The 26444-nt window shown below is 64.7% G+C and carries 24 protein-coding genes and 1 tRNA gene; 19 read left to right on the top strand and 6 right to left on the bottom strand.

Annotated elements, in window-relative coordinates:
- Positions 1-127 precede the first annotated feature (127 nt).
- Complete coding sequence (locus E5162_RS05065; protein ID WP_158291198.1) at positions 128-1087, bottom strand: HNH endonuclease; 960 nt, start codon at positions 1085-1087, stop codon at positions 128-130.
- 178 nt (positions 1088-1265) lie between these two features.
- Positions 1266-1356, bottom strand: a tRNA-Ser gene (locus tag E5162_RS05060).
- A gap of 150 nt (positions 1357-1506) precedes the next feature.
- Here E5162_RS05060 and E5162_RS05055 point away from each other — a divergent pair.
- The 4 genes from E5162_RS05055 to E5162_RS05040 are packed head-to-tail and all read left to right on the top strand — an operon-like array spanning position 1507 to position 5654.
- Positions 1507-3591: a catalase gene (locus tag E5162_RS05055; RefSeq protein ID WP_135943839.1), complete on the top strand. Its 2085-nt coding sequence runs from the start codon at positions 1507-1509 to the stop codon at positions 3589-3591.
- Positions 3592-3608: 17 nt separating this feature from the next.
- Positions 3609-4133 carry a DUF421 domain-containing protein gene (locus tag E5162_RS05050; protein ID WP_135943838.1) on the top strand — a complete coding sequence of 175 codons (525 nt, stop codon included), beginning with the start codon at positions 3609-3611 and terminating at the stop codon, positions 4131-4133.
- Between the two features lie 58 nt (positions 4134-4191).
- Entirely contained in the window at positions 4192-5271 is a 1080-nt protein-coding gene (locus E5162_RS05045) for an Mrp/NBP35 family ATP-binding protein (protein ID WP_135943837.1), read from the top strand.
- Between the two features lie 20 nt (positions 5272-5291).
- The gene (locus E5162_RS05040) at positions 5292-5654 is read left to right on the top strand and encodes a rhodanese-like domain-containing protein (protein WP_135943836.1); all 363 of its coding nucleotides are present in this window, start codon (positions 5292-5294) and stop codon (positions 5652-5654) included.
- Between the two features lie 4 nt (positions 5655-5658).
- Here E5162_RS05040 and E5162_RS05035 read toward each other — a convergent pair whose 3' ends face one another.
- Genes E5162_RS05035 through E5162_RS05025 form a run of 3 tightly spaced genes read right to left on the bottom strand, consistent with a single transcriptional unit; the run spans position 5659 to position 8138 of the window.
- Positions 5659-6588 carry an alpha/beta fold hydrolase gene (locus E5162_RS05035; RefSeq protein ID WP_135943835.1) on the bottom strand — a complete coding sequence of 310 codons (930 nt, stop codon included), beginning with the start codon at positions 6586-6588 and terminating at the stop codon, positions 5659-5661.
- Entirely contained in the window at positions 6588-7454 is an 867-nt protein-coding gene (locus E5162_RS05030) for an alpha/beta fold hydrolase (protein ID WP_135943834.1), read from the bottom strand. The genes E5162_RS05035 and E5162_RS05030 overlap by 1 nt, the downstream gene beginning before the upstream one ends.
- A 12-nt stretch (positions 7455-7466) precedes the next feature.
- Positions 7467-8138, bottom strand: coding sequence for a TetR/AcrR family transcriptional regulator (locus tag E5162_RS05025; RefSeq protein ID WP_135943833.1), 672 nt, complete (start codon positions 8136-8138; stop codon positions 7467-7469).
- 189 nt (positions 8139-8327) lie between these two features.
- Between E5162_RS05025 and E5162_RS05020 the strand changes: the two genes are divergently transcribed.
- Positions 8328-10649, top strand: a complete 2322-nt coding sequence (locus E5162_RS05020; protein WP_135943832.1) for a TonB-dependent receptor — start codon at positions 8328-8330, stop codon at positions 10647-10649.
- Between the two features lie 126 nt (positions 10650-10775).
- Positions 10776-12083, top strand: a complete 1308-nt coding sequence (locus tag E5162_RS05015) for a spinster family MFS transporter (RefSeq protein ID WP_135943831.1) — start codon at positions 10776-10778, stop codon at positions 12081-12083.
- Between the two features lie 78 nt (positions 12084-12161).
- Here E5162_RS05015 and E5162_RS05010 read toward each other — a convergent pair whose 3' ends face one another.
- Positions 12162-12704 (bottom strand): DJ-1/PfpI family protein, encoded by a 543-nt coding sequence (locus tag E5162_RS05010; RefSeq protein ID WP_135943830.1) that lies wholly within the window; start codon positions 12702-12704, stop codon positions 12162-12164.
- A gap of 259 nt (positions 12705-12963) precedes the next feature.
- On the opposite strand from E5162_RS05010, the gene E5162_RS05005 reads away from it, so the two are divergent.
- The 13 genes from E5162_RS05005 to E5162_RS04945 all read left to right on the top strand — a co-directional run bounded on the left by E5162_RS05005 (position 12964) and on the right by E5162_RS04945 (position 26389).
- Positions 12964-14739, top strand: a complete 1776-nt coding sequence (locus E5162_RS05005) for an N-acetylglutaminylglutamine amidotransferase (RefSeq protein WP_135943829.1) — start codon at positions 12964-12966, stop codon at positions 14737-14739.
- Positions 14740-14818: 79 nt separating this feature from the next.
- The gene (gene ngg, locus E5162_RS05000; RefSeq protein WP_135944142.1) at positions 14819-16549 is read left to right on the top strand and encodes an N-acetylglutaminylglutamine synthetase; all 1731 of its coding nucleotides are present in this window, start codon (positions 14819-14821) and stop codon (positions 16547-16549) included.
- Positions 16546-17718: an osmoprotectant NAGGN system M42 family peptidase gene (locus tag E5162_RS04995; RefSeq protein ID WP_135943828.1), complete on the top strand. Its 1173-nt coding sequence runs from the start codon at positions 16546-16548 to the stop codon at positions 17716-17718. Before ngg ends, E5162_RS04995 begins: the two co-directional genes overlap by 4 nt.
- A gap of 124 nt (positions 17719-17842) precedes the next feature.
- Complete coding sequence (locus E5162_RS04990; protein ID WP_135943827.1) at positions 17843-18175, top strand: YerC/YecD family TrpR-related protein; 333 nt, start codon at positions 17843-17845, stop codon at positions 18173-18175.
- Positions 18172-19059 (top strand): ATP phosphoribosyltransferase, encoded by an 888-nt coding sequence (gene hisG / locus E5162_RS04985; RefSeq protein WP_135943826.1) that lies wholly within the window; start codon positions 18172-18174, stop codon positions 19057-19059. Before E5162_RS04990 ends, hisG begins: the two co-directional genes overlap by 4 nt.
- A 2-nt stretch (positions 19060-19061) precedes the next feature.
- Positions 19062-20366 (top strand): histidinol dehydrogenase, encoded by a 1305-nt coding sequence (gene hisD / locus E5162_RS04980; RefSeq protein WP_135943825.1) that lies wholly within the window; start codon positions 19062-19064, stop codon positions 20364-20366.
- Positions 20363-21559 (top strand): imidazoleglycerol-phosphate dehydratase HisB, encoded by a 1197-nt coding sequence (gene hisB / locus E5162_RS15120; RefSeq protein WP_277872161.1) that lies wholly within the window; start codon positions 20363-20365, stop codon positions 21557-21559. Before hisD ends, hisB begins: the two co-directional genes overlap by 4 nt.
- A gap of 2 nt (positions 21560-21561) precedes the next feature.
- A complete protein-coding gene (gene hisH / locus E5162_RS04970; RefSeq protein WP_135943824.1) occupies positions 21562-22155 on the top strand; it encodes an imidazole glycerol phosphate synthase subunit HisH in 594 nt (197 codons plus the stop codon).
- Positions 22156-22157: 2 nt separating this feature from the next.
- Positions 22158-22880 carry a 1-(5-phosphoribosyl)-5-[(5-phosphoribosylamino)methylideneamino]imidazole-4-carboxamide isomerase gene (locus E5162_RS04965; protein ID WP_135943823.1) on the top strand — a complete coding sequence of 241 codons (723 nt, stop codon included), beginning with the start codon at positions 22158-22160 and terminating at the stop codon, positions 22878-22880.
- Entirely contained in the window at positions 22874-23641 is a 768-nt protein-coding gene (gene hisF / locus E5162_RS04960) for an imidazole glycerol phosphate synthase subunit HisF (RefSeq protein ID WP_135943822.1), read from the top strand. The genes E5162_RS04965 and hisF overlap by 7 nt, the downstream gene beginning before the upstream one ends.
- Positions 23638-24264: a bifunctional phosphoribosyl-AMP cyclohydrolase/phosphoribosyl-ATP diphosphatase HisIE gene (gene hisIE, locus E5162_RS04955; protein ID WP_135943821.1), complete on the top strand. Its 627-nt coding sequence runs from the start codon at positions 23638-23640 to the stop codon at positions 24262-24264. The genes hisF and hisIE overlap by 4 nt, the downstream gene beginning before the upstream one ends.
- A 77-nt stretch (positions 24265-24341) precedes the next feature.
- Complete coding sequence (locus E5162_RS04950; RefSeq protein WP_135943820.1) at positions 24342-25544, top strand: glycine C-acetyltransferase; 1203 nt, start codon at positions 24342-24344, stop codon at positions 25542-25544.
- A complete protein-coding gene (locus tag E5162_RS04945) occupies positions 25544-26389 on the top strand; it encodes an alpha/beta fold hydrolase (protein WP_135943819.1) in 846 nt (281 codons plus the stop codon). The genes E5162_RS04950 and E5162_RS04945 overlap by 1 nt, the downstream gene beginning before the upstream one ends.
- Positions 26390-26444 lie beyond the last annotated feature (55 nt).

The raw sequence follows: 26444 nt of genomic DNA, 5'->3' as shown, positions 1-26444 counted from the left end.
TGACCATAAAGGGTTCGCCGCACCGAGCGTACTTGTGCGCGGGGAAGAGGGCTAGGCCAAACGCGGCGCGGAGCCTCCTACTCTTGCGGACAAACTATTTCGAAAATCGCGATTTCGAGGCGCACTATCATCTAGTGGATTCGGCCCGCTTCACAGCAACAGTCTTTAGCGCCGCTGCGAAGTGCTCAGCGTGTTCGCCGAAATGCGCGCGGCGATGACAATTAGGACAGAGCGCGACGGTATTATCAACCATGTCCGGTCCATCATCGGCTAGGCGGTGGATGTGATGAATTTCGAGGTAGGGCGAGCCATTGGGGCGGGTGAAAGGCGCCAAAGAAGCGCAACCTTCGCACCTGCCGTTCGCCTGGTGCAGCACCCAAGCCGCGACGCGCGCATCTCGAACAAAGGTCTCCGCTTGTCTAGTGGAGCGGATTGGCGCTTTCCGACCAAGTGGCGGCGGGCCGCTGGGCTGATCCAGAAGCGCGGCTTGAGCATGCGCCACGCGCACCGAGAACGTCTCGTCATCGTCGTGTAAGCCCAGCGCTTCGGCGAATGCCTGGGCAAGCGTAACGCGTGTGCCTGCTCCGACTTTTCCTAGAGGCTGATAGCCTGGGAGTTTCGGTAAGCCAAAGTCCTCTGTGACAATCGCCGCGATGTTCTGCATGCACCGTTCAAATGAACTTTGCGAACGCGCGGCTAGCGCTCCGGCTAGGGCCTCGCGCCGGTAAGCGGCCTTATTGACAGAATCCCCGCGCCGCCATGCCTCCCACCTGTTTGCGTAAATCTCAGCCGCAGCGACAAGCTCGGCTTCGCTCCAGCCGCCTTCGGCGTTTGCCTTGTAAGGCTCCTCGAATTTCAAAAGCTCGAACCCGAGTGCTGCGAGGGTTCGGCGAGCTGGCCGAGTATTAATATCTTTATTGGATTGGCCCGTAGCCAAGGCGAATATCGCTTTAGCCGGATACGGTTCGCCGCTCACCGGGTGTAATACTGTCCAATTAACTGACGTCCCGAAGCGCTCTGGGCGAACTCCACCGTCAAATTGCTCGAACGCGCGTAAAATATCAGCTCTGCGCAATTCGCTTTGCAATTCAAACCCCGTCGCTTGCCAACGCCTAGCCGCCATTAGTATAGCTGCAAGGAAATGCTGTAGTCGAGCACCCGGGTTGAAAACTCGATCGAACCGCTTCTAAGGAATCTTTTCGATGGGGCAGACCGAAATCCGCTCACATCACCTAATTGAATCATTGCGATTTTTTGGAAGAAAATGGCGGAGAGGATGGGATTCGAACCCACGATACCCTTTTGAGGTATACTCCCTTAGCAGGGGAGCGCCTTCGACCACTCGGCCACCTCTCCATCGCCGGGTTTAGCCGCCTTTGACGCGGACGATCAAGTATCGGCTGCGGTTTTTGTCGGTTCAGATACAGACATGCGCGCGCGGCTGGAACCGATGGGTCCGCGCCGGGTTCTCTCCAGCAGGTATTCCCGCTGAGAAAGAGCCGACCGATGAGCGATGACAACTATTCCGAACTCGACAAGGGCGGTGCGCCACGTCAGACCGTGAAAGATGGCTACGAGACGATGACGACCCAGCAGGGGACTCCCGTCTCCGACGACCAGAACCATTTGCGGGCCGGCGCGCGCGGGCCGATGCTGATGGAGGACTTCCACTTTCGCGAGAAGATCTTCCACTTCGACCACGAGCGCATCCCCGAGCGCGTCGTGCATGCGCGCGGCTACGGCGCGCACGGCTATTTCGAATGCACCGATACGCTGGAGGATATCACCAGCGCCGACCTGTTCCAGCGCAAGGGCGAGAAGACGCCGGTCTTCACCCGCTTCTCCACCGTGGCCGGCAACAAGGGCTCGCCCGACCTGGCGCGCGACGTGCGCGGCTTCGCGGTGAAATTCTACACCAAGGAAGGCAATTGGGATCTGGTCGGCAACAACATCCCGGTCTTCTTCATCCAGGACGCTCTCAAATTCCCCGACCTCATCCATTCGGCCAAGGCCGAGCCCGATCGCGGCTTTCCCCAGGCTCAGACCGCACACGATAATTTCTGGGATTTCGTGAGCCTGTCGCCGGAATCCATGCACATGATCATGTGGATCATGTCGGACCGGGCGATTCCGCGTTCCCTGCGTTTCATGGAAGGCTTCGGCGTGCACACCTTCCGCTTCGTGAATGCGGACGGGAAGGCGCACTTCGTGAAATTCCACTGGAAGCCCAAATCTGGCATGCAGTCGGTGGTGTGGAACGAGGCGCTGAAGATCAACGGCGCCGATCCCGATTTTCACCGCCGCGACATGTGGGACGCCATCCAGGCCGGCGATTATCCCGAATGGGAGCTGGGCGTTCAGGTCTTCGACGAGGCCTTCGCGGAGACGTTCGATTTCGACGTGCTCGATGCGACCAAGCTGATCCCCGAAGAGGATGTGCCAGTACGCATTGTCGGGCGCATGGTGCTCGACCGGGTGGTCGACAATTTCTTTGCCGAGACCGAGCAGGTCGCGTTCTGCACGCAGAACATCGTGCCGGGGATCGACTTCAGCGACGATCCGCTGCTGCAGGGGCGCAATTTCTCCTACCTCGACACACAGATCAAACGCCTCGGCGGGCCGAACTTCACCCATATTCCGATCAACGCCCCCAAATGCCCGATGCGCCATTTCCAGCAGGACGGGCACATGGCGATGACCAACCCGAAAGGGCGCGCCAATTACGAGCCCAATAGCTGGGGGACCGAAGAGGGCGGTCCGCGCGAGGATCCCGACAAGGGCTTCAAGAGCTATCCCCAAGAGGTTGCCGGCTCGAAGCTCCGGGCGCGCTCGGAGACGTTCTCCGACCATTACAGCCAGGCGCGCCAGTTCTATGTCAGTCAGACCGAGATCGAGCAGAAGCACATGGCCGATGCGCTGACCTTCGAGCTGAGCAAGTTGAAGACGGTGGCCATCAGGTCGCGCATGCTGGGCCATCTGCGCCATGTCGACGAGGGGCTGGCCGGCACGGTCGCCGACCGTCTCGCGCTGGAACTGCCCGACAAGCCCAAGCCGGCCTCCGAGCCGAAAACGGGGCTGAAGGCATCGGACGCGCTCTCGATCCTGAAAAGCGCGCGCAAGACGTTTGCGGGGCGCAAGCTCGGCATCCTGGCCACGCACGGGGTCTCGGCCGACCTGTTCAAGGCGTTGAAGAGCGAGATCGAGGATGCCGGCGGCATGGTCGAGCTGGTCGCCCCGGAAATCGGCGGGATCACGCTTGACAATGACGAGACCGTCCCGGCCGACCAGAAGATCGATGGCGGTCCCTCGGTGCTCTACGATGCGGTCGCCGTGCTGGCGTCGAAGGACGGCGTGAAGAAGCTCGTGAATGACGCGCCGTCGCGCGATTTCGTCTCCGACGCCTTCGCCCACTGCAAATACATCGCCTATTCGCCCGAAGCGAAGGCCCTGTTCGACAATGTCGGGCTGAGCGACGCGATGGACGAGGCCTGCATCAGGCTGGAGGCCCCCGGCGACGTGAAGGGCCTGGCCGATACGCTTGGCGCGCTGCGCTATTGGGACCGGGAGCGCAAGGTCGACCTTGATGGCTGACCGAAGGGAGGGGCTTCATGTTCTTTGACACCTGGTACGACCTGCTTCGCATCCTTGTGGTCGGGGTGTTGTCCTATGTCGGCCTGATCGCCGTGCTGCGCGCGACCGGCAAGCGGACGCTGTCGAAGATGAATGCGTTCGACTTCGTGATCACGATCGCGTTCGGGTCGGTGCTGGCCTCGGTGATGCTGGATTCTACGGTGAGCCTGAGCGAGGGCGTGCTCGCCTTCGCGCTGCTGTGCGTGCTGCAATTCCTGGTCGCCTACGCCTCGTCGCGCTCTCACACCTTCGAGAATGTCATCAAGGCCCAGCCCTCGATGCTGTTCTTCAGGGGGCGCTACCTGGACGACGCGCTGCACAAGGAGCGCGTCAGCCGGGAAGAGGTGATGGCCGCGGCGCGCGTCGGCGGTCTGGGCGACATGGATCAGGTGGATGCGGTGATCCTGGAAACTGACGGCACGTTCAGCGTGCTCGCCAACGCTCCCGGGTCGAACGAGGGTACGCTGACCGACGTCACCGGCCACCCCGGCGCCAAGGGCTAGGCAGCGATCGCACCGCGCCCGGCTTTCGGGTGGCGGCGGGCTCGTCTACATAACGCTCATGAGCACAGCCCTGACCGATCTTCTCGCCCGTATCGAAGACCCGCAGACCGGCACGCCGCTGGCCAGCAGTGAACGGCTTATGGGACAGGATTTGCGTGGCGGCATCGCCACGATCATCCTGGCCCCCGGCGGGCCGGATGCCGACGACCGCGCCCTGACGCGAACGCTGGAAAGCGCGCTGACCGGGCAAGGCGAAATCGAGCGCGTGCGCGTGATCTTCGAAGCGCCGAGGCAGTCGAAACCGGCGGCAAAGCCGGCCTCCAGCACCGCGCGGAAAGCGGCCGGCGCCAAGCCGCCCGCCCGCCTGATTATCGCGGTCGGGTCGGGCAAGGGCGGCGTCGGCAAGTCGACCGTGGCGGCCAACCTGGCCGCCGCCTGCGCGAAGACGGGGCTGAAGACCGGCTTCATGGATGCCGACATTTACGGGCCGTCGGGGCCGCGCCTGTTCGGCCTGACCGGAGCGCCGGGCCTGAAGAAGACCGATGTGGGCATCGAGCCGCTGGAGGCGCACGGCGTCAAGCTGGTGTCGATGGGGTTCCTGATCGGGGAGCGCGACCCGGTCGTGTGGCGCGGACCGATGGTGACCGGGGCGGTGCGCCAGTTCATGGACGACGTGAACTGGGGCGATCTCGACGTGCTGATCGTGGACCTGCCCCCCGGCACGGGCGACGTGCAGCTGGCGCTGGCGCAGGGCACGCCGCTGACCGGGGCAGTGATCGTGTCCACGCCGCAGGATCTCGCCCTGGACGACGCGAAGAAGGCCATGGCCCTGTTCGACAAGACGCAGATTCCCGTTCTGGGCATGGTGGAGAATATGAGTTTCTTCATCTGCCCGCACTGCGGCGAAGGCTCTGAGATTTTCGGGCGGGGCGGCGTGCGCGCCGAGGCCGAGCATCTGGGCGTGCCTTTCCTGGGCGAGATTCCGCTGCACCCGGCCCTGCGCGAGGCGAGCGATGCCGGCGAGCTGACGGCGCTGGGCGAGGGCCCGGTCGCGCAGGCCTTCGTGCGCGCGGCCCACCGCATGATCGAGGCGGCCGAGGATGCGCATCGGCCCGCCCCCAAAATCATTTTCGAATAAGCGATCTTCAGGAGATGGCGATGAATTCCGACACACTCGACGATCTGAGCCCGGCAGAAGTGGCCCGGGCGCTCGAGGCCAACGAGATACTGCTGGTCGATGTGCGCGAAGCCCACGAATACGGGACCGAGCGCATCCCCGGCGCGCTGCTGATGCCGCTCTCCACCTTCGATCCGCATGCGCTTCCCGTCGATTCGCCGCGCCGGGTCGTCCTCCATTGCGCGGCCGGGAAGCGCTCGGCCATGGCCGCGGAGATGGCCCAGCAGGCCGGTATCGCCGTGAACGCGCACATGGGCGAGGGGATGATGGGCTGGAAGCAGGCCGGCCTCGCCGTCCTGCAGATCCAGCCCTCGACCGGCCAGATGGTGCGGTCGAAATCCTAGGCGGCTACTGCCAGACCTCATCGAGGAAGGCACGCACGTCCGAGGCTGTCGCTTCGGGCCGCTCCTCCATCGCGACGTGGCCCGCATCGGGATAGGTGATCAGGCGTGCGTCGGGCATGGCCTCGACGAAGCGCGGACCGTGTGCGGGCGGCACCATCATATCCTGCTCGCCCCACAGGATGAGCGCCGGCGTCTCGATCTGCGCCAGGACCGGCTCGGGATCGGGCAGGGTGAAGACCTCCAGGCGCTGGACCATGGCTTCGCCATTACCCTCGCGCTTCATCAGATCGGTGATGCGCGATACGTCACGCTCGTCCAGCCGGGCAGGGTCCGCGTAGAGGGCGGCCGTCGCGGCGCGCACGCCGGCCTCCGGTGCGGTGCGCAGATAGAAGGCCACGCCCTGGGGCACCGGCACCGGGTCTGCCGTCACGCCATTGATCGAATAACCGCCGGGCGAGACGAGGACGAGCGCGCCGACGCGTTCGGGGTGACCGGCCGCATAGCGCCAGGCAACCAGGCCGCCGAGCGAATTGCCACCAAGAGCAAACGTCTCCGGCGCGATCTCGTCGAGCAGGGCGGAGACCTGTTCCACCGTGGCCTCGTTGGAATAGGCACCGTCCGCGGGCCGTCCGGTCAGACCGTGACCGGGCAGATCGAAGCGGATGACGCGGTAGGCGTCGTCAAGCTCGGCTGCCCAGGGATCGAAGGCCTCCAGGCTGTGCGAAAAGCCGTGGATGAGAATGAGCGCCGGAGCGTTTTCGGGCCCGCTTTCGCGCACGCGCCAGTCTAAGCCGGCCGCAGTGACATAGCGGTCCTCGCCAGTCAGATAAGTGTCGCGCAGCTCGCCGGTTTCGACCGGTCGCGAGAGCCAGAGCAAGACGGCCGCGGCCGCCACGACAAGCAGGATGAGTCCGCCCAGGATACGCAGGAGCATCAGTCGCATTCCTTCAAGAAAGTCGTGATCGCCTGAGCCGAAGCCGGCTCGGTCAGCATGGGCGCGTGGCCGATACGCTCGACGGTGACGAGACGCAGATCGGGGTGGCGCTGCTCCATCTTGCGGGCCGTATCCTCGGTCAGGAGATCACTCAGCGCACCGCGCACGAGCAGGACCGGAACCGGCTTGAGCGCATCGAAGAGCGGCCAGAGATCGGGCAGGCCGCCATCGCCGGAGTCGAAGGCCTGCGCGATGGCCATGTCGTAATCGTGCACGATGCGTCCGTCCTCACGCTCCTTGCAGGTGCGCCGCGCGAAGGCCAGCCAGAACGCATCGCCGGTCTCGTCGGGGAACGCGTCGCCGTTGACGGCGCGAACGCCGTCGGCAGCCTCCTGCCAGCTGGCGTAGGTGGGGGCGTGACCGACATATTGCTGGATCCGGCCGAGGCCTTCCGGGTCGATCTCAGGGCCGATATCGTTGATGACCGCGCCGCGCAGAAGGTCCGGCTGCATCGCCGCCAGCGTCATGGTCATCAGTCCGCCCATGGAGGTGCCAACCGAGACGACGCGGCGCCATCCAAGGTCTTTAAGAATGCCGGCGACGTCCTCGGCGTAGACCGGAACCTGGTAGTTGTCCGGGTTGGAATCGCGGTCCGAACGGCCGCGTCCGCGCACATCGACCGCCATCACGTCGCGGCCCAGCGCCGCGATCATCGGGGCCACGTCCTCGAAATCCTTCGAATTGCGCGTCAGCCCGTGCAGGCAGATCACCGGCGCCTTGCCGCCGGGCGTGCGCGCCTTGTAGAGGCGGTAATAGGTCTTCACGCCATCGCTGGCGGTGTGAAAATGCTCGGAGAATTGCGTCATGAAAGGCCTTTCTCAGGACGTCTGTTTGCGTTCGCTCTGCAGGCGTTCGAAGCCGGCGGCGATGAATTTGGGCAGGCGCGCGTGCACGCTGTCGATGTCGGTGGATTTGCACAGCCCGCCCGACAGGTTGTCGATGCGCCCGGTCTCGGCGAAGGTCAGCACCATGGCGCCGGACAGGAAGTGATAGCTCCAGTAGACGTCCTCGTCGGTCCAGTCCGGCTGGGTGCGCTTGATCGCCTCGAGGAAGCGCGTCGCGATGGGGTCGAAGTATTTCGTCATGATCTCCCCGCCCCATTCCGGCGAGTTGGTGATCTGCGCGACGAGCGCGAAATAGTTCTTCCAGCCCGGGCCGCCATTGGCCGAGCGCTCCAGCATGGGGTGGCTGAACGCAGCGATGATCTGTTCCACGCTCGGCCCCTCGGGGCCGGCACCGGATTCGCAGGCATCCAGCTCGGCCATGCGAATCTGGTTGAGCACCTCGGCGCGGCGTAGCAGGACCGCGTCGAACAGCTCACGCTTGCCGCCGAAATAATAGGTCACCAGGGCCGGGTCGGCATCTGCCTCCTTGGCGATGGCGCGGACCGTAATGCCGTGGAAGCCCTTGTTGGCAAAGAGCTTCTCGGCCGCATCCAGCAGGCGCTGCCGGGTGCGTTCTCCGCGCCGGTTCATTCGGCCGTCGGCCATGCTCGTCTGCCTCCCCGCAGTTTGCCGGACTTTGTTCTGACCGGTGCGACGTGTGTGTCGCCTCGGCTGCAGTCCTTCCTGATTTACGGTGAAAAGTCTAATTCGGCTTGACTTTTCATTCAACGTTGAAAGTAATCGGGTCAAAAGCCCCTAAGGGCAACATAGCGATTCCATGGGAGGGAATTCAGAATGTCGTTGAAATCCACGATTCTCGGCGCGAGTGCTCTGGTATCGAGCCTGGCGTTCATGTCGGTTGCAGCTCCGGCCGCTCTGGCTCAAGACGCGTCCGCCAATCTGCCGCAGGCCCGCGATACGATCACCGTGACCGCGCGCCGCCGTGAGGAGAGCATCCAGGATGCTCCGATCGCGGTGACTGCCGTCAGCGGCGACACGCTGGCCCAGATCGGCGCCATCGATCTGACCGACGTCCAGAAGCTGACACCGAACGCCACCATCGAAGTCGCCCGCGGCTCCAACTCCACGCTCATCGCCTTCATTCGCGGCGTGGGTCAGCAAGATCCGCTCTGGGGCTTCGAGCCGGGCGTCGGCCTCTATATCGACGATGTTTATGTCGCGCGTCCCCAAGGGGCGGTGCTCGACATCTTCGACATCGACCGTATCGAAGTGCTGCGCGGCCCGCAGGGCACGCTGTACGGCCGAAACACGATCGGCGGCGCGATCAAATACGTCACCGCGCGTCTCAGCGACGAGCCGGAATTCGAAGCTGGGGTGAGCGTGGGTTCGTACAACCAGCTCGACTACATGGCCAGCGGCTCGCTTCCGCTGAGCGACACGTTCGCGATCGGCGGCGCGGTGGCGCGCTATACGCGCGACGGTTTCGGTGAAAACGTCTACACCGGTGCCGATCAGTACAACAAGGACATCATCGCCGGGCGCATTTCTGCCGAATGGACGCCCACCGAGGATCTGTTCTTCCGTCTGTCGTATGACCGCACCGAAGACGATTCCAACGCCAAGCACGGCTATCGCCTGATCCCGGGCGTGACGAATGGCGAGCCGGTGCTCGACGACGTCTACGATACCCGCGGCGGCGCCGGTGACGTGAACAGCGTCGAGACCGAGGGCCTGTCACTGACCGCGGAATGGCAGGCCAATGACTGGCTGACGCTGAAGTCGATCACCGCCGGACGTGAGGATTACACCCAGACGCCGATCGATTTCGACGCGCTTCCGGTGAACGATTTTGACGTGCCGGCCTTCTACGAGAACGAGCAGTTCACGCAGGAATTCCAGGCCTTGTTCGACACCGGCCGCTGGTCGGGCGTCGCCGGCCTCTACTATCTAAACGGGGCCTATGAGGGCGCGTTCGACACGGTGCTCGGCAATCTCGGCGTCAACGCGCCGACCTATGGCGATGTGTCGAAAATCTCTCTCTCGGCCTATGCCGATGTCACCTACGACATCAACGACATGTGGTCGGTCTCCCTTGGCGGGCGTTATACCGAAGACACGACCCGGGCGACGGTGATCCGGCAGACCTATCTGGGCACGGCGACGACGCCCTTCCTCGGCGGCCCGGGCGGCCTGCTGCTGGCCACCGGCTCGAACTTCACCAGCGAGCGCACCGACGACCAGTTCTCGCCGCGCGTGAACGTAACTTACGAGCCCCTCGAAGACCTGTCGCTCTACGCGTCCTACTCGCAAGGCTTCAAGTCGGGCGGCTTCGACCCGCGCGGCAATGCCGGCCCGGCGGGCACGGTCCAATATGACGTGATCACCCGAGGCTTCGATCCGGAAATCGTGGACAGCTATGAAATCGGCGCCAAGGGTTCGCTGCTTGACGGCCGTCTCGTGTACCGCGCAGCAGCCTTCTACGCCGAATACACCGACCAGCAGATCACGGTTCAGACCTCCGAAGTCGACCCGGCCACCGGCCTGGACAGCTTCGTGTCCACCGTGCTGAACGCCGGTGAGTCCGAGTATATGGGCGTCGAACTGGAAGGCAGCGCCTTCCTGACCGACGCGTTGAGCCTCGACTACATGATCGGCTTCATCGATGCCGAGATCGTCGAGCTGGTCACCACACAGCCCGACCCGGTCACGGGCGACCCGGTCGATGTCGACATCTCCGATCAGTACGTGGTCCAGAACACGCCGGAATACACCTGGCGCCTGGCGGCGAACTACGACATGGCCGTTCCGGGCGGCTATGGCGATCTTCGTCTGACGGCCGGCGTGAGCTATCGCGACGACATCAACCTGTTCAACGTCCCCAATACCGGCGAGCCGGTCGCTCTGGCGGGCCTGCCGGGCACGCCGCTTCCGCCTCTGGACGCCGAGACCTCGTATACGCTGGTGGATGCCAGCGTGATCTGGGACTTTACCGAAAACTGGCGTTTCTCGCTGATTGGCCGCAACCTGACGGACGAAGAATACCGTGTCGCCGGGTACAATTTCGCCGGCTCCAATCAGCTGGGCGTCGACGGTGCCTATTCGGCCTTCTACGGCGATCCTCGTACCATCACCGCGAGTGTGCGCTTTACCTACTAGGCGCTCGCGCCGGGCAGACGCCGCTCACCTGCTGCAGGTGAGCGGCGTTTTTCTTTGCGCAGGCCGGTTTTCCCGGTCCATGGTGACGCCGACAAGACTGACAAGAATCTCTCGGGGAGGAAATTGATGGCGATTGAAAATCCGCCGCAAGTCGAAGCGCGCGCGCCGCGCCCGGCTTACCGCATGTATGTCATGGTCCTGCTTTTCCTGGTCTATGCCTTCAACTTTCTAGACCGGCAGATCATTTCCATTCTGGCCATACCGATTCAGGACGAGCTGGGCTTGTCCGACCGGCAGCTTGGCCTCCTGGGCGGAATTGCCTTCGCAGTCCTCTATTCAACGCTGGGCGTGCCGATTGCCTGGCTGGCCGACCGCACCAACCGGGTGTGGATCATTACCGGCGCCCTGACCATCTGGAGCGGCTTCACCGCCTTGTGCGGCTTCGCGCAGAATTTCGGCCAGCTCTTCCTCTCGCGTGTCGGCGTGGGTATCGGGGAGGCCGGCGGGGTGGCCCCGTCCTATTCGCTGATTGCCGACTACTTCCCGCCACAGAGCCGGGCGAGGGCACTCGCCTTCTACTCGCTCGGCATTCCGGTGGGATCGGCCTTCGGGGTGGTTGCCGGCGCCCAGATCGCGGGCGGCGCAGTCTCTGAAAATCTCGACTGGCGCGCGGCCTTCATCATCGTGGGCCTGATCGGCATCGTTCTGGCGCCGCTCTTCCGTCTGACCGTGCGTGAGCCCGCCCGCGGACAGCTCGACACCGTCAAGATGGACCTGGCGGCCAAGAAGCCGAGCTTTTTCCAGGTGCTCGGCAAGCTCTACACCAAGCCGACCTTCTGGCTTCTCACCTTCGGGGCCTCGTGCTCGTCGATGATGGGCTATGGCGTCTTCTTCTGGCTGCCAAGCTTCTTCGCGCGCAGCTTCCAGCTCGGGATCATCGAGACCGGCTGGCTGTTCGGCGGCGTCCTCTTCGTCGGCGGCAGCCTGGGGATCATCCTGGGCGGTGTCTTGGGCGATCTCCTGGGCAAGAAATCGCTGTCCGCCTACGCACGCGTGCCCGCGATCGCCTTCCTGATCACCTGCCCGCTCTACATCACGGGCGTGCTGGCGCCGAACCCGCTGATGTCGGTCATTCTCTTCCTGGTGCCGACCGCTCTGGGGCTGGCCTGGATCGGGCCGACGCTGTCGGCCTTCCAGCACCTGGTTCCGCCTTCGATGCGGACAACCGCCTCGTCGGTCTTCCTGTTGTTCAACAACCTGCTGGGGATCGGCGTCGGGATCTACGTGCTCGGAGAGCTGTCCACGCTGCTGACGCCGCACCTGGGCGACGAAGCGCTGCGTTGGTCGATCATCATCGGCTCGACGCTTTACCTGATCGCCGGGGGACTCTTCCTGATCGCATCCAAGACGATCCAGAAGGACTGGGAGGGCTAACGCCCCTCCCGGCCGCGAACAGAAAAAGGGCGCGCCAGCCGGCGCGCCCTTTCTTCGTTCTGTGATCTCTATCGGCGTTTACGCCGCTTGGGAGACCATGCTCAGCGCATCGGCAAAGGCCGCAGTTGCGCTTTCGGCAGCATCCTCGCCTGAGCCGGCGAAGACTTCGCCGCGCATAGCCAGGGCCGCATCGCCTTCAACGCCTTCCTTCTCGGAGAGCTCGGAGAGCAGCTCGAGTGCCTCACCGGTGACCAGGACCGGTTTGCCGCTTTTCAGGAAGTCATGAACCAGAAGGCGGATGTCCTGGCTGGCGAGCAGCGCCTTGGTGCTGCGCTCGCCGCCGGGAATGACCAGGCCTTCGAATTTCTCGCTGCTCACGTCGCCAGGGGGGGTGTCGACGACGAAGTTCATTTCTTCACGTGTTTCCGAACGGCCCGAAACCAGTGACTTGTTCGGGCTGGCAATCAATGTACGAAAACCGGCGCGCTCGGCCTCGTGGGCGGCGCGATTGAAGTCGGGAACGTCGAACCCGTCTGCCAGCAGAGCCAGCACGAAGCCGGCTTCGCCGACCTGGTTGAGATCGATGCGCTTCTGACGAAAGTTCCGGTTCGGTCCGGCCATATATCCTCCAGTGCGCCGTTTTGACGGGCGCGGTTAATTCAGTAAAATGGGCGATGCTTTCAAGGTAAGTAACGGTCAGACCGGGTCAAGCGTTCCACAGCTTTTTCCTAGAAATTTACCTCTATTGGACGGCTGCAGCCGACTGTGGATAACTTCACTTATACCATGAAAACATGTCAGCAGACGGTGCAACCGGCCATGGCCTGCCGCGTTGGACTTTCAGTTTATTCAACTGACGGACTTGCGAGGGACATAACAAATGTGCGGGATTGCCGGCGAAATCCGCTTCGACGGGGCGACACCCGATCTGGGTCGTCTACAGGCCATGGCCGATACGATGAACCGGCGCGGCCCCGACGGAGCCGGACTTTTTGCCCAACGCCAGACGGCGTTCGCGCACCGCCGCCTGAAAATCATCGATCTCAGCGATGCGGCCGAGCAGCCCATGGTGGACACCGATCTGGGCCTGTCGCTGGTCTTCAACGGCTGCATCTACAATCACCGCGAATTGCGCGCGGAGCTGGCTGGAGCGGGCTATCGCTTCTTCTCAAACGGCGACAGCGAAGTCCTGTTGAAGGCCTATCACCATTGGGGGGAGGATTTCGTCCACCACCTGAACGGCATGTTCGCCTTCGCCATTGCCGAGCGCGAGAGCGGGCGCTTGCTGCTGGGCCGGGACCGTCTGGGTATCAAGCCGCTCTATTTCAGCGAGGGCGAGGGGTTTTTCCGCTTTGCCTCCTCCCTGCAGGCGCTCGCGCGCTATGACGACATCGATAAATCGCTCGATGCGGAAGCGCTCGCCTTCTATTTCAGCTTCCACGCCGTGGTGCCCCCGCCGTGGACGATCCTGAAGGGGGTGCGCAAGCTGCCCCCCGCGACGCTGATGCGCATCGAGCCGGACGGTCAGCGCAGCACGCGCCAGTACTGGGACATTCATTTCGGGGCGAAGAAAGACGAACGCAATTATTCCTACGCCGACTGGAAGGACCTGATCCATGTCGAGCTGCGCCAGGCGGTCAAGCGCCGTCTGGTCGCCGATGTCGATGTCGGGGTCCTGCTCTCCGGCGGCCTGGACTCCTCGCTGATCGTCGGGCTGCTGCACGAGGCCGGTCAGAAAGGGCTGAACACGTTCTCAATCGGTTTCGAGAGCGTTGGCGAAGAAAAGGGCGACGAGTTCGAATACTCCGACATCGTGGCCAGGCACTTCGACACACACCACACCCAGATCCAGATCGACACGAGCCGCACGCTGACCGAGCTCGACAACGCGATCGCCCAGATGTCCGAGCCGATGACGAGCCATGACTGCATCGGCTTCTATCTTCTGTCGGAGGAGGTGTCGAAACGCGTCAAGGTGGTCCAGTCGGGCCAGGGCGCGGACGAGGTGTTTGCCGGCTATCACTGGTATCCGCCCATGCTGGACACCAACGATGCAGTGGGCGCCTACGCAAAGGCCTTCTTCGATCGCGACCGGGCCGAGATGGGCGATCTGCTCAAGGACCGCTGGATGACGCGCAAGGACCTGCCGCGCCAGTTCGTCGAGGCGCATTTCACAAAGGGCGGCGCGGAGCGGCCCATTGACCAGGCGCTGCGCCTGGATACCCAGGTCATGCTGGCGGACGACCCGGTCAAGCGCGTGGACAACATGACCATGGCGTGGGGCCTGGAGGCGCGCGTGCCCTTCCTCGATCACGAGCTGGTCGAGGCTGCTGCGCGCGTCCCGGCCGAGTACAAGACCGCTCAGGACGGCAAGGGCATTTTGAAAGATATCGGGCGCGAGGTGATCCCCAGCGAGGTGATCGACCGGCCCAAGGGCTATTTCCCGGTCCCGGCGCTGAAATACCTGCGCGGGCCGTATCTGGAGAAGGTCCGCGACGCGGTCAACTCAAAGAGCTTTCAGGACAAGGGGGTCGTCAATTCGGCCTATCTTGATAGGCTGCTGGACGATCCGGAAGCGCACATAACGCCTCTTCGCGGCTCGAAACTCTACCAGATCGGGCTGCTGGCGATGTGGCTCGAGACGCACGGCCTGTAGGAAGGGGTATCTCTTGACCGCCAGGAAACCGTCCGACCCGCCGCGCAAGGCGAAGGCCGTGCAGCACCGCCTCCAGCGCATGCGCGATCAGGGGCTGAAGGACCCGTTCACGAAGGGTGAGAAAACCTTCTCCGAACGCGTCAGCTCGGATGCGCTAATCGATTGCGGCTGGGGCAAGCTCATCTTCGGACAGACCTTCACCGATCCCAAGTCAGTGATCGACGCGCTGCGCGACGAATCCTCGGCAAAGCGCAATATCGGCTTCTATATCCGCGATCCGCACGTCGTCCTGTCCGTGGCCCCGCAAGAGGTCTTCCTCGACCCGTCCCACACCTATCGCCTGGACCTGGCCACCTATCGTGCCGGGAAAAGCCGGCCACGCGGGTATTTTATCCGGCGGCTATGCTCGGAAGCCGACGCGATCGCGGTCAACCGCATCTATGAGACGCACCAGATGGTGCCCGTCGATCCCGATTTCTTCTGGCACCAGCGCGACAGCCGGACGCTGAACTATCTTGTCGCGGAGGATGAGGAGACCGGAGAAATCATCGGCACCGTCACCGGCGTCGATCACGAGCGCGCGTTCGGTGATCCCGAACACGGATCGTCGCTATGGTGCCTCGCCGTCGACGCGCGGACCCAGCACCCAGGCGTCGGCGAGGCGCTTGTGCGCCGCCTGTCGGAAGTCTTCCAGGCGCGCGGCTGCGCCTTCATGGATCTGTCCGTCCTGCACGATAATACCGGGGCCATCGCGCTGTATGAGAAGATCGGCTTCAAACGCGTTCCCTTCTTCACGCTGAAGCGCAAGAATCCGATCAACGAGAAGCTGTTCATCGGCACGGCCCCCGAAGACTCGCTGAATATCTATGCGCGCATCATCGTCGACGAGGCGCGGCGCCGGGGAATCGGCGTCGAGATTCTCGATGTCGAAGGCGGGTATTTCCGCCTCAGCTTTGGCGGGCGGGCCGTCGTGTGCCGGGAGTCGCTGTGCGACCTGACTTCGGCGATCGCGATGAGCCGCTGCGACGACAAGGCCGCAACGCGCCGCCTGATGGAGCTCGCTCACGTTCCCGTTCCAGGCCAGATCAGCGCCAATGCGAGCGACGAGGAGCTCTCCGCTTTCCTGGAAGAGCACAATCAGGTGGTCGTCAAGCCCGTGCGCGGCGAGCAGGGCCGAGGCGTGGTGGTCGGCATCGATACGCTGGACGGCATACACGAGGCGATCAAGATGGCCCGGTCGGTCAGTCCGGAAGTCATCATCGAGGAATTCTGCCCCGGCGACGATCTGCGTGTCGTGGTTATCAATGACGAGGTGGTCGCCGCCGCGCTGCGCAAGCCGCCGGAAATCCGCGGCGACGGCAAACGCACGGTCCGCGATCTCATTGCCCGCCTGGCGCGCCGGCGTGAAGCCGCGACGCAAGGGGAGTCCACCATTCCGCTCGACGAGGTGACGGTCCGCATCGTGCGTGATGGCGGATTCGAACTCGACGATGTGCTGGAGGAGGGGCGAACGCTGCGCGTGCGCAAAACGGCGAACCTGCACACAGGCGGCGCGCTGCACGACGTCACCGATGTGCTCCATCCCGATATCGCGCGTAGCGCAGTCCGGGCCGCGCGGGCCATCGGCATTCCTGTGGTCGGGGTGGATTTCATGGTTGTCGCGCCGGACGGGCCGGACCACGTCTTCATCGAAGCCAATGAACGTCCGGGGCTCGCCAACCACGAACCCCAGCCTACCGCGGAGCGGTTTATCGACCTTCTCTTCCCGCTCTCCGCGGTCAAACACAAGCAGCCGGAGGCTGACGCGTGAGCCAGATCGACGACCGCTATCTTTCCGACATGCTCAAGCAGCTGTTGGAGACACCGAGCCCGACCGGGTATACCGACGAGATAACAAGGCTGTGCTGCCGGGAGCTCGAACGGCTCAATATCGGCTACGAGATCACGCGGCGCGGCGCGATCCGCGCCCTGATCCGCGGCGGCGAGCGCCAGCCCGGGCGGGCCATTATCGGTCACATCGACACGCTGGGCGCGCAGGTCAAAGGCCTGAAAAGCAATGGCCGGCTTGAAGTGCGCATGATCGGCCACTGGTCGGCGCGGTTTGCCGAGGGCGCCCGCGTGAAGATCTTCACCATCCATAACGACGCCTATCGCGGTACGATCCTGCCGCTCAAGGCGTCCGGTCACACGTTCGGCGACGAGATCGATACCCAGGAGGTGTCCTGGGAGAATCTCGAGATCCGCGTCGATGTCCGTGCCGAGGACGAGAAGGACCTCAAGGCTATCGGCTTTGATATCGGCGACATGGTCGCGGTCGAGCCGCAGCCGGAATTCTTCGACAACGGGTTCATCGTCAGCCGCCATCTCGACGACAAGGGCGGGGTTGCGGCGATGTTTGCCGCCATGAAGTCGATCCGCGAATCCGATGTGGCCCTGCCGGTCGACGCCTATTTCCTGCTGAGCATCACCGAGGAGATCGGGCAGGGCGCCAGCGGCATCCTGACCAAGGACGTGGCCTCGCTGGTGGCCATCGATAACGGTACGGTCGCGCCGGGACAGAATTCGAGCGAGTACGGGGTGACGATCGCCATGGGCGACCAAGTCGGCCCGTTTGACTACCATCTGACCCAGAAGCTGATCCGGGTTTGCGAAGAGAACGATATCGAGTTCCAGCGCGATCTGTTCCGCTATTACCGCTCGGATTCGGCAAGCGCGATCGAGTCCGGCGAGGACGTGCGCACGGCGCTCGTAACCTTCGGGATCGACAGCTCGCACGGCTATGAGCGCACGCATATCCACTCGCTCCACTCGGTCGCTCGTCTCATTCGCGCCTATGTGTGTTCGGAGATCGAAATCCCGCGTGACAAGGACGATCTCGGCGATCTGTCCGGCTTCACCGAACAGCCCATGAACCCGCATGAAGACGAGAAGTGGGAGGGCCAGGACGACGCGCCGGAACGGCCCGGCGACAAGAGCTGACCCCCAGATTGGACTCCGTGGAAACTGCGGCCTCGCGTATCTGCATCAAGCAGATCTGCACGCAGCTATTGTGTTAGCGCGCTAACACGCTATATCGAGCTCAGGATAAGCGGGGAGACGCGACATGACTCGGTCCGAGGACAAATCCGGCCTGCGCCGCACAGGGTCGAACGCAACCGATCTCGACGATCTGTGCCGCGCCCTGCTGGCGACGGGAACGCTGGAAGACATGCGCCGCTTCCTGCTCGACCTGACGACGCCGGGTGAGCTGTCCGCGCTGGCCGAACGTTGGCAGGTCGCGCTGCAGCTCGATGCCGGGGACAAATCCTATCGCGAAATCAGCGCCGAGACCGGGGTCAGCACGACGACGGTGACCCGCGTCGCCCGGTTTCTCGCGCAGGAACCGCATCAGGGATACCGCCTGGTGCTCGATCGATTGAAGGAGAGCGGCCAATGAGCCCCGACCGTCTGACCCTGGCCGTGCAGAAGAAGGGCCGGCTGTTCGAAGGCAGCGAAGACCTGCTCAAGCGTGCCGGGGTGAAGCTGGCCTATGCGCGTGATGCACTGCTGCGCCGGGCCGAGAACATGCCGCTGGACGTCATGTTCATCCGCGATGACGACATCCCGAACTTCGTGGCGAGCGGCGCGTGCGATTACGGCATTGTCGGGGAGAACGTGCTGTACGAGATGGCGAGCCGCCTGCCGCGCGTGGCCAGGCTGGAAACCGTGACGAAGCTGGGTTTCGCCAAGTGCAAGCTGAAGCTCGCGGCCCCGAATGAGGGGACGATCCAGCGGGTCGAGGACCTTGCCGGAAAGACGATCGCCACGACCTATCCCGGCCTGACGGACAAGTTTCTGAAAGAGCGCGGCATCGAGGCGGAGATCATCGAAATGGGCGGCTCGGTCGAGGTCGCGCCGCGCATGGGTATTGCCGACGCCATCTGCGACCTGGTCTCGACCGGCGCGACGCTGGAGGCCAACGGGCTGGTCGCGTTCGAGACCGTGCTGGAAAGCGAAGCCGTGCTGATCCGGGGTCCGCGGGCGGCTCAGAATGGCGCGGCCCAGACCGCGGAGCTGCTGATCGAGCGCTTCCAGGGCGTCATCGCCTCGCGCCAGACCAAGTATATCCTGCTCAATGCGCCCAAGGACCGGCTGGACGAGATCCGCGCCATCCTGCCCGGCTCGGACGCGCCGACCGTGGCGCAGATCGTCGGGCGCGACGATGTGGTCGCCGTGCATGCGGTGTGCACCGAGGCGGTGTTCTGGTCGACGCTGGAGCAGCTCAAGGGCGCGGGTGCGCGCTCCATTCTCGTGATGCCGATCGAAAAGATGATGGCCTGATCATGCTGGACCGCATTGTCTGGAACACCGCCAGCGAGGCGGAGCGCGCGCGCGCTCTGTCGCGTCCGAGCGACAGCGCCGAGGCGTTCGAAACCGCGCAGACCATCGTGGACGAGGTGCGCCGCGACGGCGAAACGGCGGTGCGTGCCTGGGCGGAGAAGCTCGACCGCTGGGCGCCGGCCTCCTTCCGCGTGCCGGCCAGCGAGCTTGAGGCTGCCGCCCAAGCCCTCTCTGAGGCCGATCGCGAGGCCATCCTGGCGGCGGCCGATGCGGTGCGCCGCTTTCACGCCGAGCAGGGCTACCGCGCCTATGAGGTGGAGACCTGGCCTGGTGGACGCGCGCAGCGCCGTGTAACACCGATCGATGTCGCCGGGCTCTACGTGCCTGCCGGCACTGCGCCGCTGGTCTCGACGCTCATCATGCTCGCCATTCCGGCCCAGCTTGCCGGCGTGCCGCGGATCGCGGTCATCGCACCGCCGCGCAAGGGTGAGGGCGTGGAGCCGACCGTGCTCGCGGCTGCCGCATTGCTGGGCGTGGACGAGGTCTACGCCATTGGCGGCGCGCATGGCGTCGCGGCACTGGGCTTCGGCGTGGCGGGTCTGCCGAAAGCAGACCGGATATTCGGACCCGGCAACGCCTATGTCGCCGCGGCCAAGGCGATCCTGGCCCAGACGGCGGGCGGAGCGGCTGCCGATCTGCCCGCCGGGCCGAGCGAGGTTCTGGTCATTGCCGACGACAACGCCGATCCCGATTTCGTCGCGTCCGACCTCTTAAGCCAGGCCGAGCATGACGTGCTGGCCCAGGTGGTACTGATCGCCTTCTCGGAAGCCTTCGTTGACCGTGTCGAGGCGGCGCTGGATCGCCAGCTGGCAGACCTGCCGCGCGCCGGGACGGCCCGCGCAGCGCTGGCCAACTCGCGCGTGCTTCTGGTTGCCGACGAGCAGGAAGCGGCCGACGCAGCCAATGCCTATGCCGCCGAACACCTGATCATCCAGACTCGCGATCCGCGCGCCCTTTCCGAGCGCGTGCGCCATGCAGGATCGGTCTTTCTCGGCCCCTGGACGCCGGAAGCGGCCGGGGACTATGCCGCCGGACCCAATCATGCCCTGCCGACCGCCGGAGCGGCGCGCGCCTATGGCGGCGTGACGGTGGAGATGTTCCAGAAGACCACGACGGTTCTTGAGCTGTCGCGCGAGGCCGCCTGCTCGATCGCGCCTGTGGTCGAGCGCCTGGCCGGGCTGGAGGGGCTGGATGCCCACCGTATCGCCATGAAGCTGCGCCGCGAGCGCGCGGAGGCCGAACAATGAGCGGATTTCTCGACCTGTCTGCCGGCCGTGCCCAGAAGGCGCGCCACGACGAAGCCAGGCTGCGCGAGCGGCTGGCGGCCATTCTCGACTGCCCGGCCGAACGCCTGGCCCTTACGATCAGCCCGGATGCGGCAAGGCGCGCGCTGGCCGGTGCCGGGCTGGACATTGACGAGGACCGGGCAGGCGAGGGCGCGCTGTCGCTCGATCGCCCTGCCGGGGACGCGACGACGCTGGTCCAGGTCGGGCCGGATGCGGCCCCGGTCACCGCGATTGTGTTTGCGAGCGCGGCTGACGCCGATGGACTTTCGATCAGCCTGCCGGGTCTGCCGCCTCTGCTGGTACAGGCCGGGCTGGATGCGCTGTCACCCGGTGCCCGCATGAAGGCCGTGGCCGATCGGGCCGAACGCGACCGCGTGCTGGCCACGCTGGCTGCGCGCCTGGGCGAGGAGGCCGGCGTCGCCGGCGCGTCCTGCGTGCCCGAAGGGTTGAGCCTCGACATCGCAGATCAGGCCGCGACGCGGTTGGGTCTGGGCCTCGAAGTGCGTGACGGCCGCGCGATTGCCCATGTCGAGGATGCGGCAGCGGCTCGCGCCCTGGCCCAGCATCTCGGCGTGCCGGCCTCCCTGCGGGCGGCCTCGGTGCGCCGGACGACCAAGGAAACCGATATTGCGCTTGCCATCGACCTCGACGGCGAGGGCGCCTCGGTCTCCACCGGGGTCCACTTCTTCGATCACATGCTTGAGCAGATCGCGCGCCATGCCGGTATCGGGCTGCAGGTGTCGTGCGAGGGCGATGTGGAGGTCGATGCCCACCACACGATCGAGGATGTGTGCCTGGCGTTGGGCGACGGATTGCGTCAGGCGCTGGGCGACAAGCGCGGCATTGGACGCTTCGGCTTCGCGCTGCCCATGGACGAGACGCGCGCCAGCGTGTGGATCGACCTGTCCGGGCGGCCCTATTTCCGCTTCGACGGCAGCATACCCGGCGAGCGCGTCGGCGATTTTCCCGTCGAGATGGCGCCGCATGCCTTTCGCTCGATCTCCGAGACGCTCAAGGCTTCGATCCATGTCGAGGTGGATGGCGAGAATGCCCACCACCTCATCGAATCTGCCTTCAAGGCATTCGGACGCGCCCTGCGTCAGGCGATCCGGATCGAGGACGATGCGCTGCCCTCGACCAAGGGGGTGTTGTGAGGATGACCACCGCCATCATCGACACCTCGACGGCCAACATCGCCTCGGTGCGCTTTGCGCTGGAACGGATGGACGCGCCCTACGTGCTCGCGGCGACACCCGAGGAGGCAGCGGGCTGTGCGCGCCTGATCCTGCCCGGCGTCGGCGCGGCGGGGCCCGCCATGGCACGGCTGAACGCGTCGGGCTGGAGCGCAGCTTTGCGCGAGGAGCGCCGGCCCGTGCTGGGCGTGTGCCTGGGCATGCAGCTCCTGTTCGAGCATTCCGACGAAAGCGATGTCGCGCTTCTCGGGCTGATCCCTGGACGGGTCGAACGGCTCGATCCGGGCGCGGACGGTCCCTGGCCTCACATGGGCTGGAACGCGCTCGATGAGCTGGCCGAAGACGAGCCGCTTCTGGCCGGAATTGCGCCCGGCGACCGGGTCTATTTCGTGCACGGATTCTATGTGGCGCCGGGCGAACATGCCCGCGCACAGACCCGTTACGGGTCTCCGGTCACCGCCATCGCGCGCAAGGACAATATCGCGGGATGCCAGTTTCACCCGGAGCGTTCCGCCAAGATTGGCGCCCGGATTCTCTCCAATTTCATAAAGGGATAGAGATGATACTTTATCCAGCAATCGACGTTCTCGACGGCCAGGTGGTGCGTCTGGAAAAAGGCGATTTCAACGCCGTGACCGAATACGGCGACGATCCTGTCGCGGTCGCTGAGGACTATCTGAAAGCCGGGGCGAGCTGGCTGCACATGGTCGACCTCTCCGGAGCGCGCGACGGCACCCGGCGCCAGGGCGATCTGGTCTCCAGGATCACCGCGACCGGCATCAAGGTGCAGACCGGCGGCGGCGTGCGCTCGCGCGCCGACGTCGAGGCCATCCTGGAGGCGGGAGCATCGCGAGCCGTCGTGGGAAGCCTCGCCGTGACCTCGCCGCAGACCGTGATCGGGTGGCTGAACGAGTTCGGGCCGGAGGCGATTACCGCCGCCTTCGACGTGCGCATTGTCAACGCCACGCCCTATCCCACCGCCAAGGGCTGGACCGAAGTGTCCGCGCGCACGCTCGGCGAATTGCTGGAAGACTATCGCCGGGCCGAGCTGAGCCACGCCCTGGTCACCGATGTGGGCCGCGACGGCATGTTGCAGGGCCCCAATACCGAGCTTTACCGCGATCTGGCGCTGGCCCGGCCGGACCTGCGCTGGCAGGCCTCGGGCGGTGTGTCCTCGCTGGACGATCTCACGGCGCTGAAAGAGGCGGGCGCCGATGGCGCGATCATCGGCAAGGCCCTGTTCGAGGGGCGGTTCACGCTGGAAGAAGCCTTGTCATGCTAGCGCGGCGCATCATTCCCTGCCTGGACGTGCGCGACGGGCGCGTGGTCAAGGGCGTGCGCTTTCGCGACCATGTCGACATGGGCGACATCGTGGAGCTGGCCACACGCTATGCCCGCGAGGGAGCGGACGAGCTGGTCTTCTACGACATCACCGCCAGCCCCCAGGAACGCGCAGTGGAGCCTGAATGGGTGAGCCGTGTGGCGCGCGCGATCGACATTCCGTTCGCTGTGGCGGGCGGGATCCGCAGCGTGGACGATGCCCGCGCGCGCCTGTTTGCCGGGGCGGACAAGATCTCGGTGAATACGCCGGCGCTTCGCGATCCCGACCTGATCGACCGGCTGGCGCGCGAGTTCGGCTCGCAATGCGTCGTCTCTGGCATCGACAGCCGCGTGATCGAGGGCGAATGGCGCATACACCAGAATACCGGCGATCCCGACAAGACCGAGATCAGCCATCGCCGCACGCTCGACTGGATCGGGGAGGTCACGGAGCGGGGCGCAGGCGAAGTTGTGCTCAACTGTATGGACCAGGACGGGGTGCGCGAGGGCTATGACGTGGACCAGCTCGCCGCGGCGCGCGCGATCTGCCCGGTTCCCCTGATCGCCTCGGGCGGGGCGGGCGCGATCGAGCATTTCGAAGCGGTCTTCAGGATCGCGAATGTCGACGGTGCGCTGGCCGCCAGCGTGTTTCACAAGCAGATCATCGAGATCGGCGCGCTCAAGGCCGCGCTGAAAGACCAGGGTGTGGAGGTCCGGCTATGAGCAGAATCGAGTTCGATGCCGGACAGGTGGACTTCGCCAAGTCCGGCGGACTGGTGCCCGCCATCGTGCAGAGCGTCCAGACCGGCGAGGTGCTGATGCTCGGCTACATGAACCGTGAGGCGCTGGACCACACGCTGAAGACCGGCAGTGTGACCTTCTTCTCCCGCTCCAAGGAGCGCCTCTGGACCAAGGGCGAGACCAGCGGCCATACGCTGGAGCTTGTCTCGATCGCGCTCGATTGCGACCGCGATACCGTGCTGGTTCAGGCGCGCGCCAACGGGCCGACCTGCCATACCGGAACCCGGTCCTGCTTCGGTGAGACGCCGGGCCCGGAGCTGGCTTTCTTCGGAGAGCTGGAAGCGGTGATCGCGCAGCGCGCCGATGCCAACCCTGACGACAGCTATACCGCGCGCCTTCTGGGCAAGGGCATGCTGAAGGTCGCGCAAAAGGTCGGGGAAGAGGGCGTGGAGACCGCGCTCGCGGCAACGAATGAGGACGATGACGCGTTGCTGGGCGAAGCCTCGGACCTGGTCTTCCACCTGCTCGTGCTGCTGCGCGCACGGGGGCTGACCCTGGCCGATGTGAGCCGCACGCTTCAGGGCCGCCATCGCGGCCAGACGTGAACGCGCATTGAAGCGGGGTCGCGCACCGGCTATCTCCAGCCCCAACGAGATTTAACCCGCAACGTGCGAGACCCGACATGTCCGAGAGCTTTTACGACCGTCTGAAAGAGACCCTGGAAGAGATCGAATCCGACGGGCTGTACAAGCGCGAACGGGTCATCACCTCCCAGCAGTTTTCCGAGATCGACGTCAAGGCGGACGGCGGTACCGACCACGTCATCAATCTGTGCGCCAACAATTATCTGGGCCTGGCAAACCGGCCCGAACTGATCGATGCGGCCAAGATCGCGCTCGACCGGCACGGCTTCGGCATGGCGTCGGTGCGCTTCATCTGCGGCACGCAGGACATTCACCGCGAGCTGGAAGCCCGGCTCGCACAATGGCTCGGCAAGGAGGACACTATCCTCTATGCCGCGGCCTTCGATGCGAATGGCGGGCTGTTCGAGCCCCTGCTGGGTCCCGATGACGCGATCGTCTCCGATGCGCTCAACCATGCCTCGATCATTGACGGCATCCGCCTGTGCAAGGCCAAGCGCTACCGGTACGCCAATTCGGACATGGACGATCTGGAGGCCCAGCTGAAGCAGGCGCGCGAGGACGGCGCGAGGACCATCCTGATCGCGACCGACGGCGTGTTCTCGATGGACGGCTATATCGCCAAGCTCGACCAGATTGCGGCGCTGGCAAAAAAGTATGACGCGCTGACCATGGTCGATGATTGCCACTCGCATGGCTTCATGGGCGAGAAGGGGCGCGGCACGCCGGACCATTGCGGTGTGCTGGACAAGATCGACATCATCACCGGCACGCTGGGCAAGGCTCTGGGCGGCGCGATGGGCGGCTTTACCTGCGCGCGTCAGGAGGTCATCGACATCCTGCGCCAGCGCTCGCGGCCCTATCTCTTCTCCAATTCGCTCGCGCCCTCCATCGTCGGGGCCAGCCTGACGGCGCTCGACCTGGTGGAGAACGGCGATTCCCTGCGCGCGCAGCTCTTCGACAATACCAAGCGCTTCCGCATGGGGATGACCGAGGCCGGCTTCGATCTTCTGCCCGGGGAGCACCCGATCGTGCCGGTCATGCTGGGCGATGCGGCGCTGAGCCAGAAGATGGCAAACGCCCTGATGGAGGAAGGCGTCTACGTGATCGGCTTCTTCTATCCGGTTGTGCCCAAGGGTCAGGCGCGTATCCGCACCCAGATGAGCGCGGCCCACACCTCCGAACAGATCGACCGCGCCGTTGCCGCCTTTACCAAGGTCGGCAAGTCGCTCGGGGTGATCTGATGAGCGCCGGGCGGCTGGCGCTGACCGAGCGGTTTGATTTTAACGGACATGCCGTCGCCTATGGCACGATCGGTCCGGCCGACGCGCTGCCGGTCTTCCTGCTGCACGGCACGCCGTTCAACAGTCAGGTCTGGCGGCGCATTGCTCCCTGGATCGCTCGTGACCGGCGCGTGATCTTTCACGATTTGCTGGGCTACGGAAAAAGCGACAAGCCGGACGCGGACGTGTCGCTCGGCGTTCAGAACGCGGTCTTTGCCCGGCTGCTCGAGCATCTCCAGGTCGAAAGCCCCGATGTGGTCGCCCATGATTTTGGCGGATGCACCGCGCTGCGCGCCCATCTGCTCGACGCGGTGGACTATAACAGCCTGACATTGATCGACCCGGTGGCCGTGCGGCCCTGGGGCTCGCCTTTCGTCCAGCATGTGCGCGAGCACCAGGCCGCCTTTGCCGGCATGCCGGCCTACATGCATGAGGCGGTGCTGCGCGCCTATTTGCAGACGGCGGCCCACCGGCCACTCGGCAAGGAAGCGATGGGCGACTATCTCGCACCCTGGACCGGGGAGGCCGGCCAGCGCGGCTTCTACCGCCAGATCACGCAGATGGACCAGAGATATACCGACGAGATCGAGGGGCGGTATTCCGAGATACGCTGTCCGCTGCAGATCCTGTGGGGTGAAAAGGACGAGTGGATCCCGATCGCGCACGGGCGCCGCTTCGCCAAAATGACGCCGGCAGGATCGCTCCTGCCGATTGCGCGCGCCGGCCACCTCGTACACGACGATGCCCCGGAGGCGATCGTCGCTGCCGTGCTGCCCTTCCTGGAGCGATACGCCCGCGAAGCCTAGCGCTCTCCTGACGCGTCCTTGCAGCGCCACGCCGCGGAACTTGTGACGGGCCTGA

This window comes from Marinicauda pacifica (assembly GCF_004793635.1).
In the GTDB taxonomy this organism is placed as follows: Bacteria; Pseudomonadota; Alphaproteobacteria; order Caulobacterales; family Maricaulaceae; genus Marinicauda; species Marinicauda pacifica.
The sequence above is the reverse complement of the archived record's forward strand: the minus strand, read 5'-3'. Positions and strand labels throughout refer to the sequence as shown.

Coding starts and splice junctions, on each gene's coding strand:
- E5162_RS05055 (WP_135943839.1), top strand. CDS start 1,507: ATGAGCGATGACAACTATTCCGAACTCGACAAGGGCGGTGCGCCACGT.
- E5162_RS05050 (WP_135943838.1), top strand. CDS start 3,609: ATGTTCTTTGACACCTGGTACGACCTGCTTCGCATCCTTGTGGTCGGG.
- E5162_RS05045 (WP_135943837.1), top strand. CDS start 4,192: ATGAGCACAGCCCTGACCGATCTTCTCGCCCGTATCGAAGACCCGCAG.
- E5162_RS05040 (WP_135943836.1), top strand. CDS start 5,292: ATGAATTCCGACACACTCGACGATCTGAGCCCGGCAGAAGTGGCCCGG.
- E5162_RS05035 (WP_135943835.1), bottom strand. CDS start 6,588: ATGCTCCTGCGTATCCTGGGCGGACTCATCCTGCTTGTCGTGGCGGCC.
- E5162_RS05030 (WP_135943834.1), bottom strand. CDS start 7,454: ATGACGCAATTCTCCGAGCATTTTCACACCGCCAGCGATGGCGTGAAG.
- E5162_RS05025 (WP_135943833.1), bottom strand. CDS start 8,138: ATGGCCGACGGCCGAATGAACCGGCGCGGAGAACGCACCCGGCAGCGC.
- E5162_RS05020 (WP_135943832.1), top strand. CDS start 8,328: ATGTCGTTGAAATCCACGATTCTCGGCGCGAGTGCTCTGGTATCGAGC.
- E5162_RS05015 (WP_135943831.1), top strand. CDS start 10,776: ATGGCGATTGAAAATCCGCCGCAAGTCGAAGCGCGCGCGCCGCGCCCG.
- E5162_RS05010 (WP_135943830.1), bottom strand. CDS start 12,704: ATGGCCGGACCGAACCGGAACTTTCGTCAGAAGCGCATCGATCTCAAC.
- E5162_RS05005 (WP_135943829.1), top strand. CDS start 12,964: ATGTGCGGGATTGCCGGCGAAATCCGCTTCGACGGGGCGACACCCGAT.
- ngg (WP_135944142.1), top strand. CDS start 14,819: ATGCGCGATCAGGGGCTGAAGGACCCGTTCACGAAGGGTGAGAAAACC.
- E5162_RS04990 (WP_135943827.1), top strand. CDS start 17,843: ATGACTCGGTCCGAGGACAAATCCGGCCTGCGCCGCACAGGGTCGAAC.
- hisG (WP_135943826.1), top strand. CDS start 18,172: ATGAGCCCCGACCGTCTGACCCTGGCCGTGCAGAAGAAGGGCCGGCTG.
- hisD (WP_135943825.1), top strand. CDS start 19,062: ATGCTGGACCGCATTGTCTGGAACACCGCCAGCGAGGCGGAGCGCGCG.
- hisB (WP_277872161.1), top strand. CDS start 20,363: ATGAGCGGATTTCTCGACCTGTCTGCCGGCCGTGCCCAGAAGGCGCGC.
- hisH (WP_135943824.1), top strand. CDS start 21,562: ATGACCACCGCCATCATCGACACCTCGACGGCCAACATCGCCTCGGTG.
- E5162_RS04965 (WP_135943823.1), top strand. CDS start 22,158: ATGATACTTTATCCAGCAATCGACGTTCTCGACGGCCAGGTGGTGCGT.
- hisF (WP_135943822.1), top strand. CDS start 22,874: ATGCTAGCGCGGCGCATCATTCCCTGCCTGGACGTGCGCGACGGGCGC.
- hisIE (WP_135943821.1), top strand. CDS start 23,638: ATGAGCAGAATCGAGTTCGATGCCGGACAGGTGGACTTCGCCAAGTCC.
- E5162_RS04950 (WP_135943820.1), top strand. CDS start 24,342: ATGTCCGAGAGCTTTTACGACCGTCTGAAAGAGACCCTGGAAGAGATC.
- E5162_RS04945 (WP_135943819.1), top strand. CDS start 25,544: ATGAGCGCCGGGCGGCTGGCGCTGACCGAGCGGTTTGATTTTAACGGA.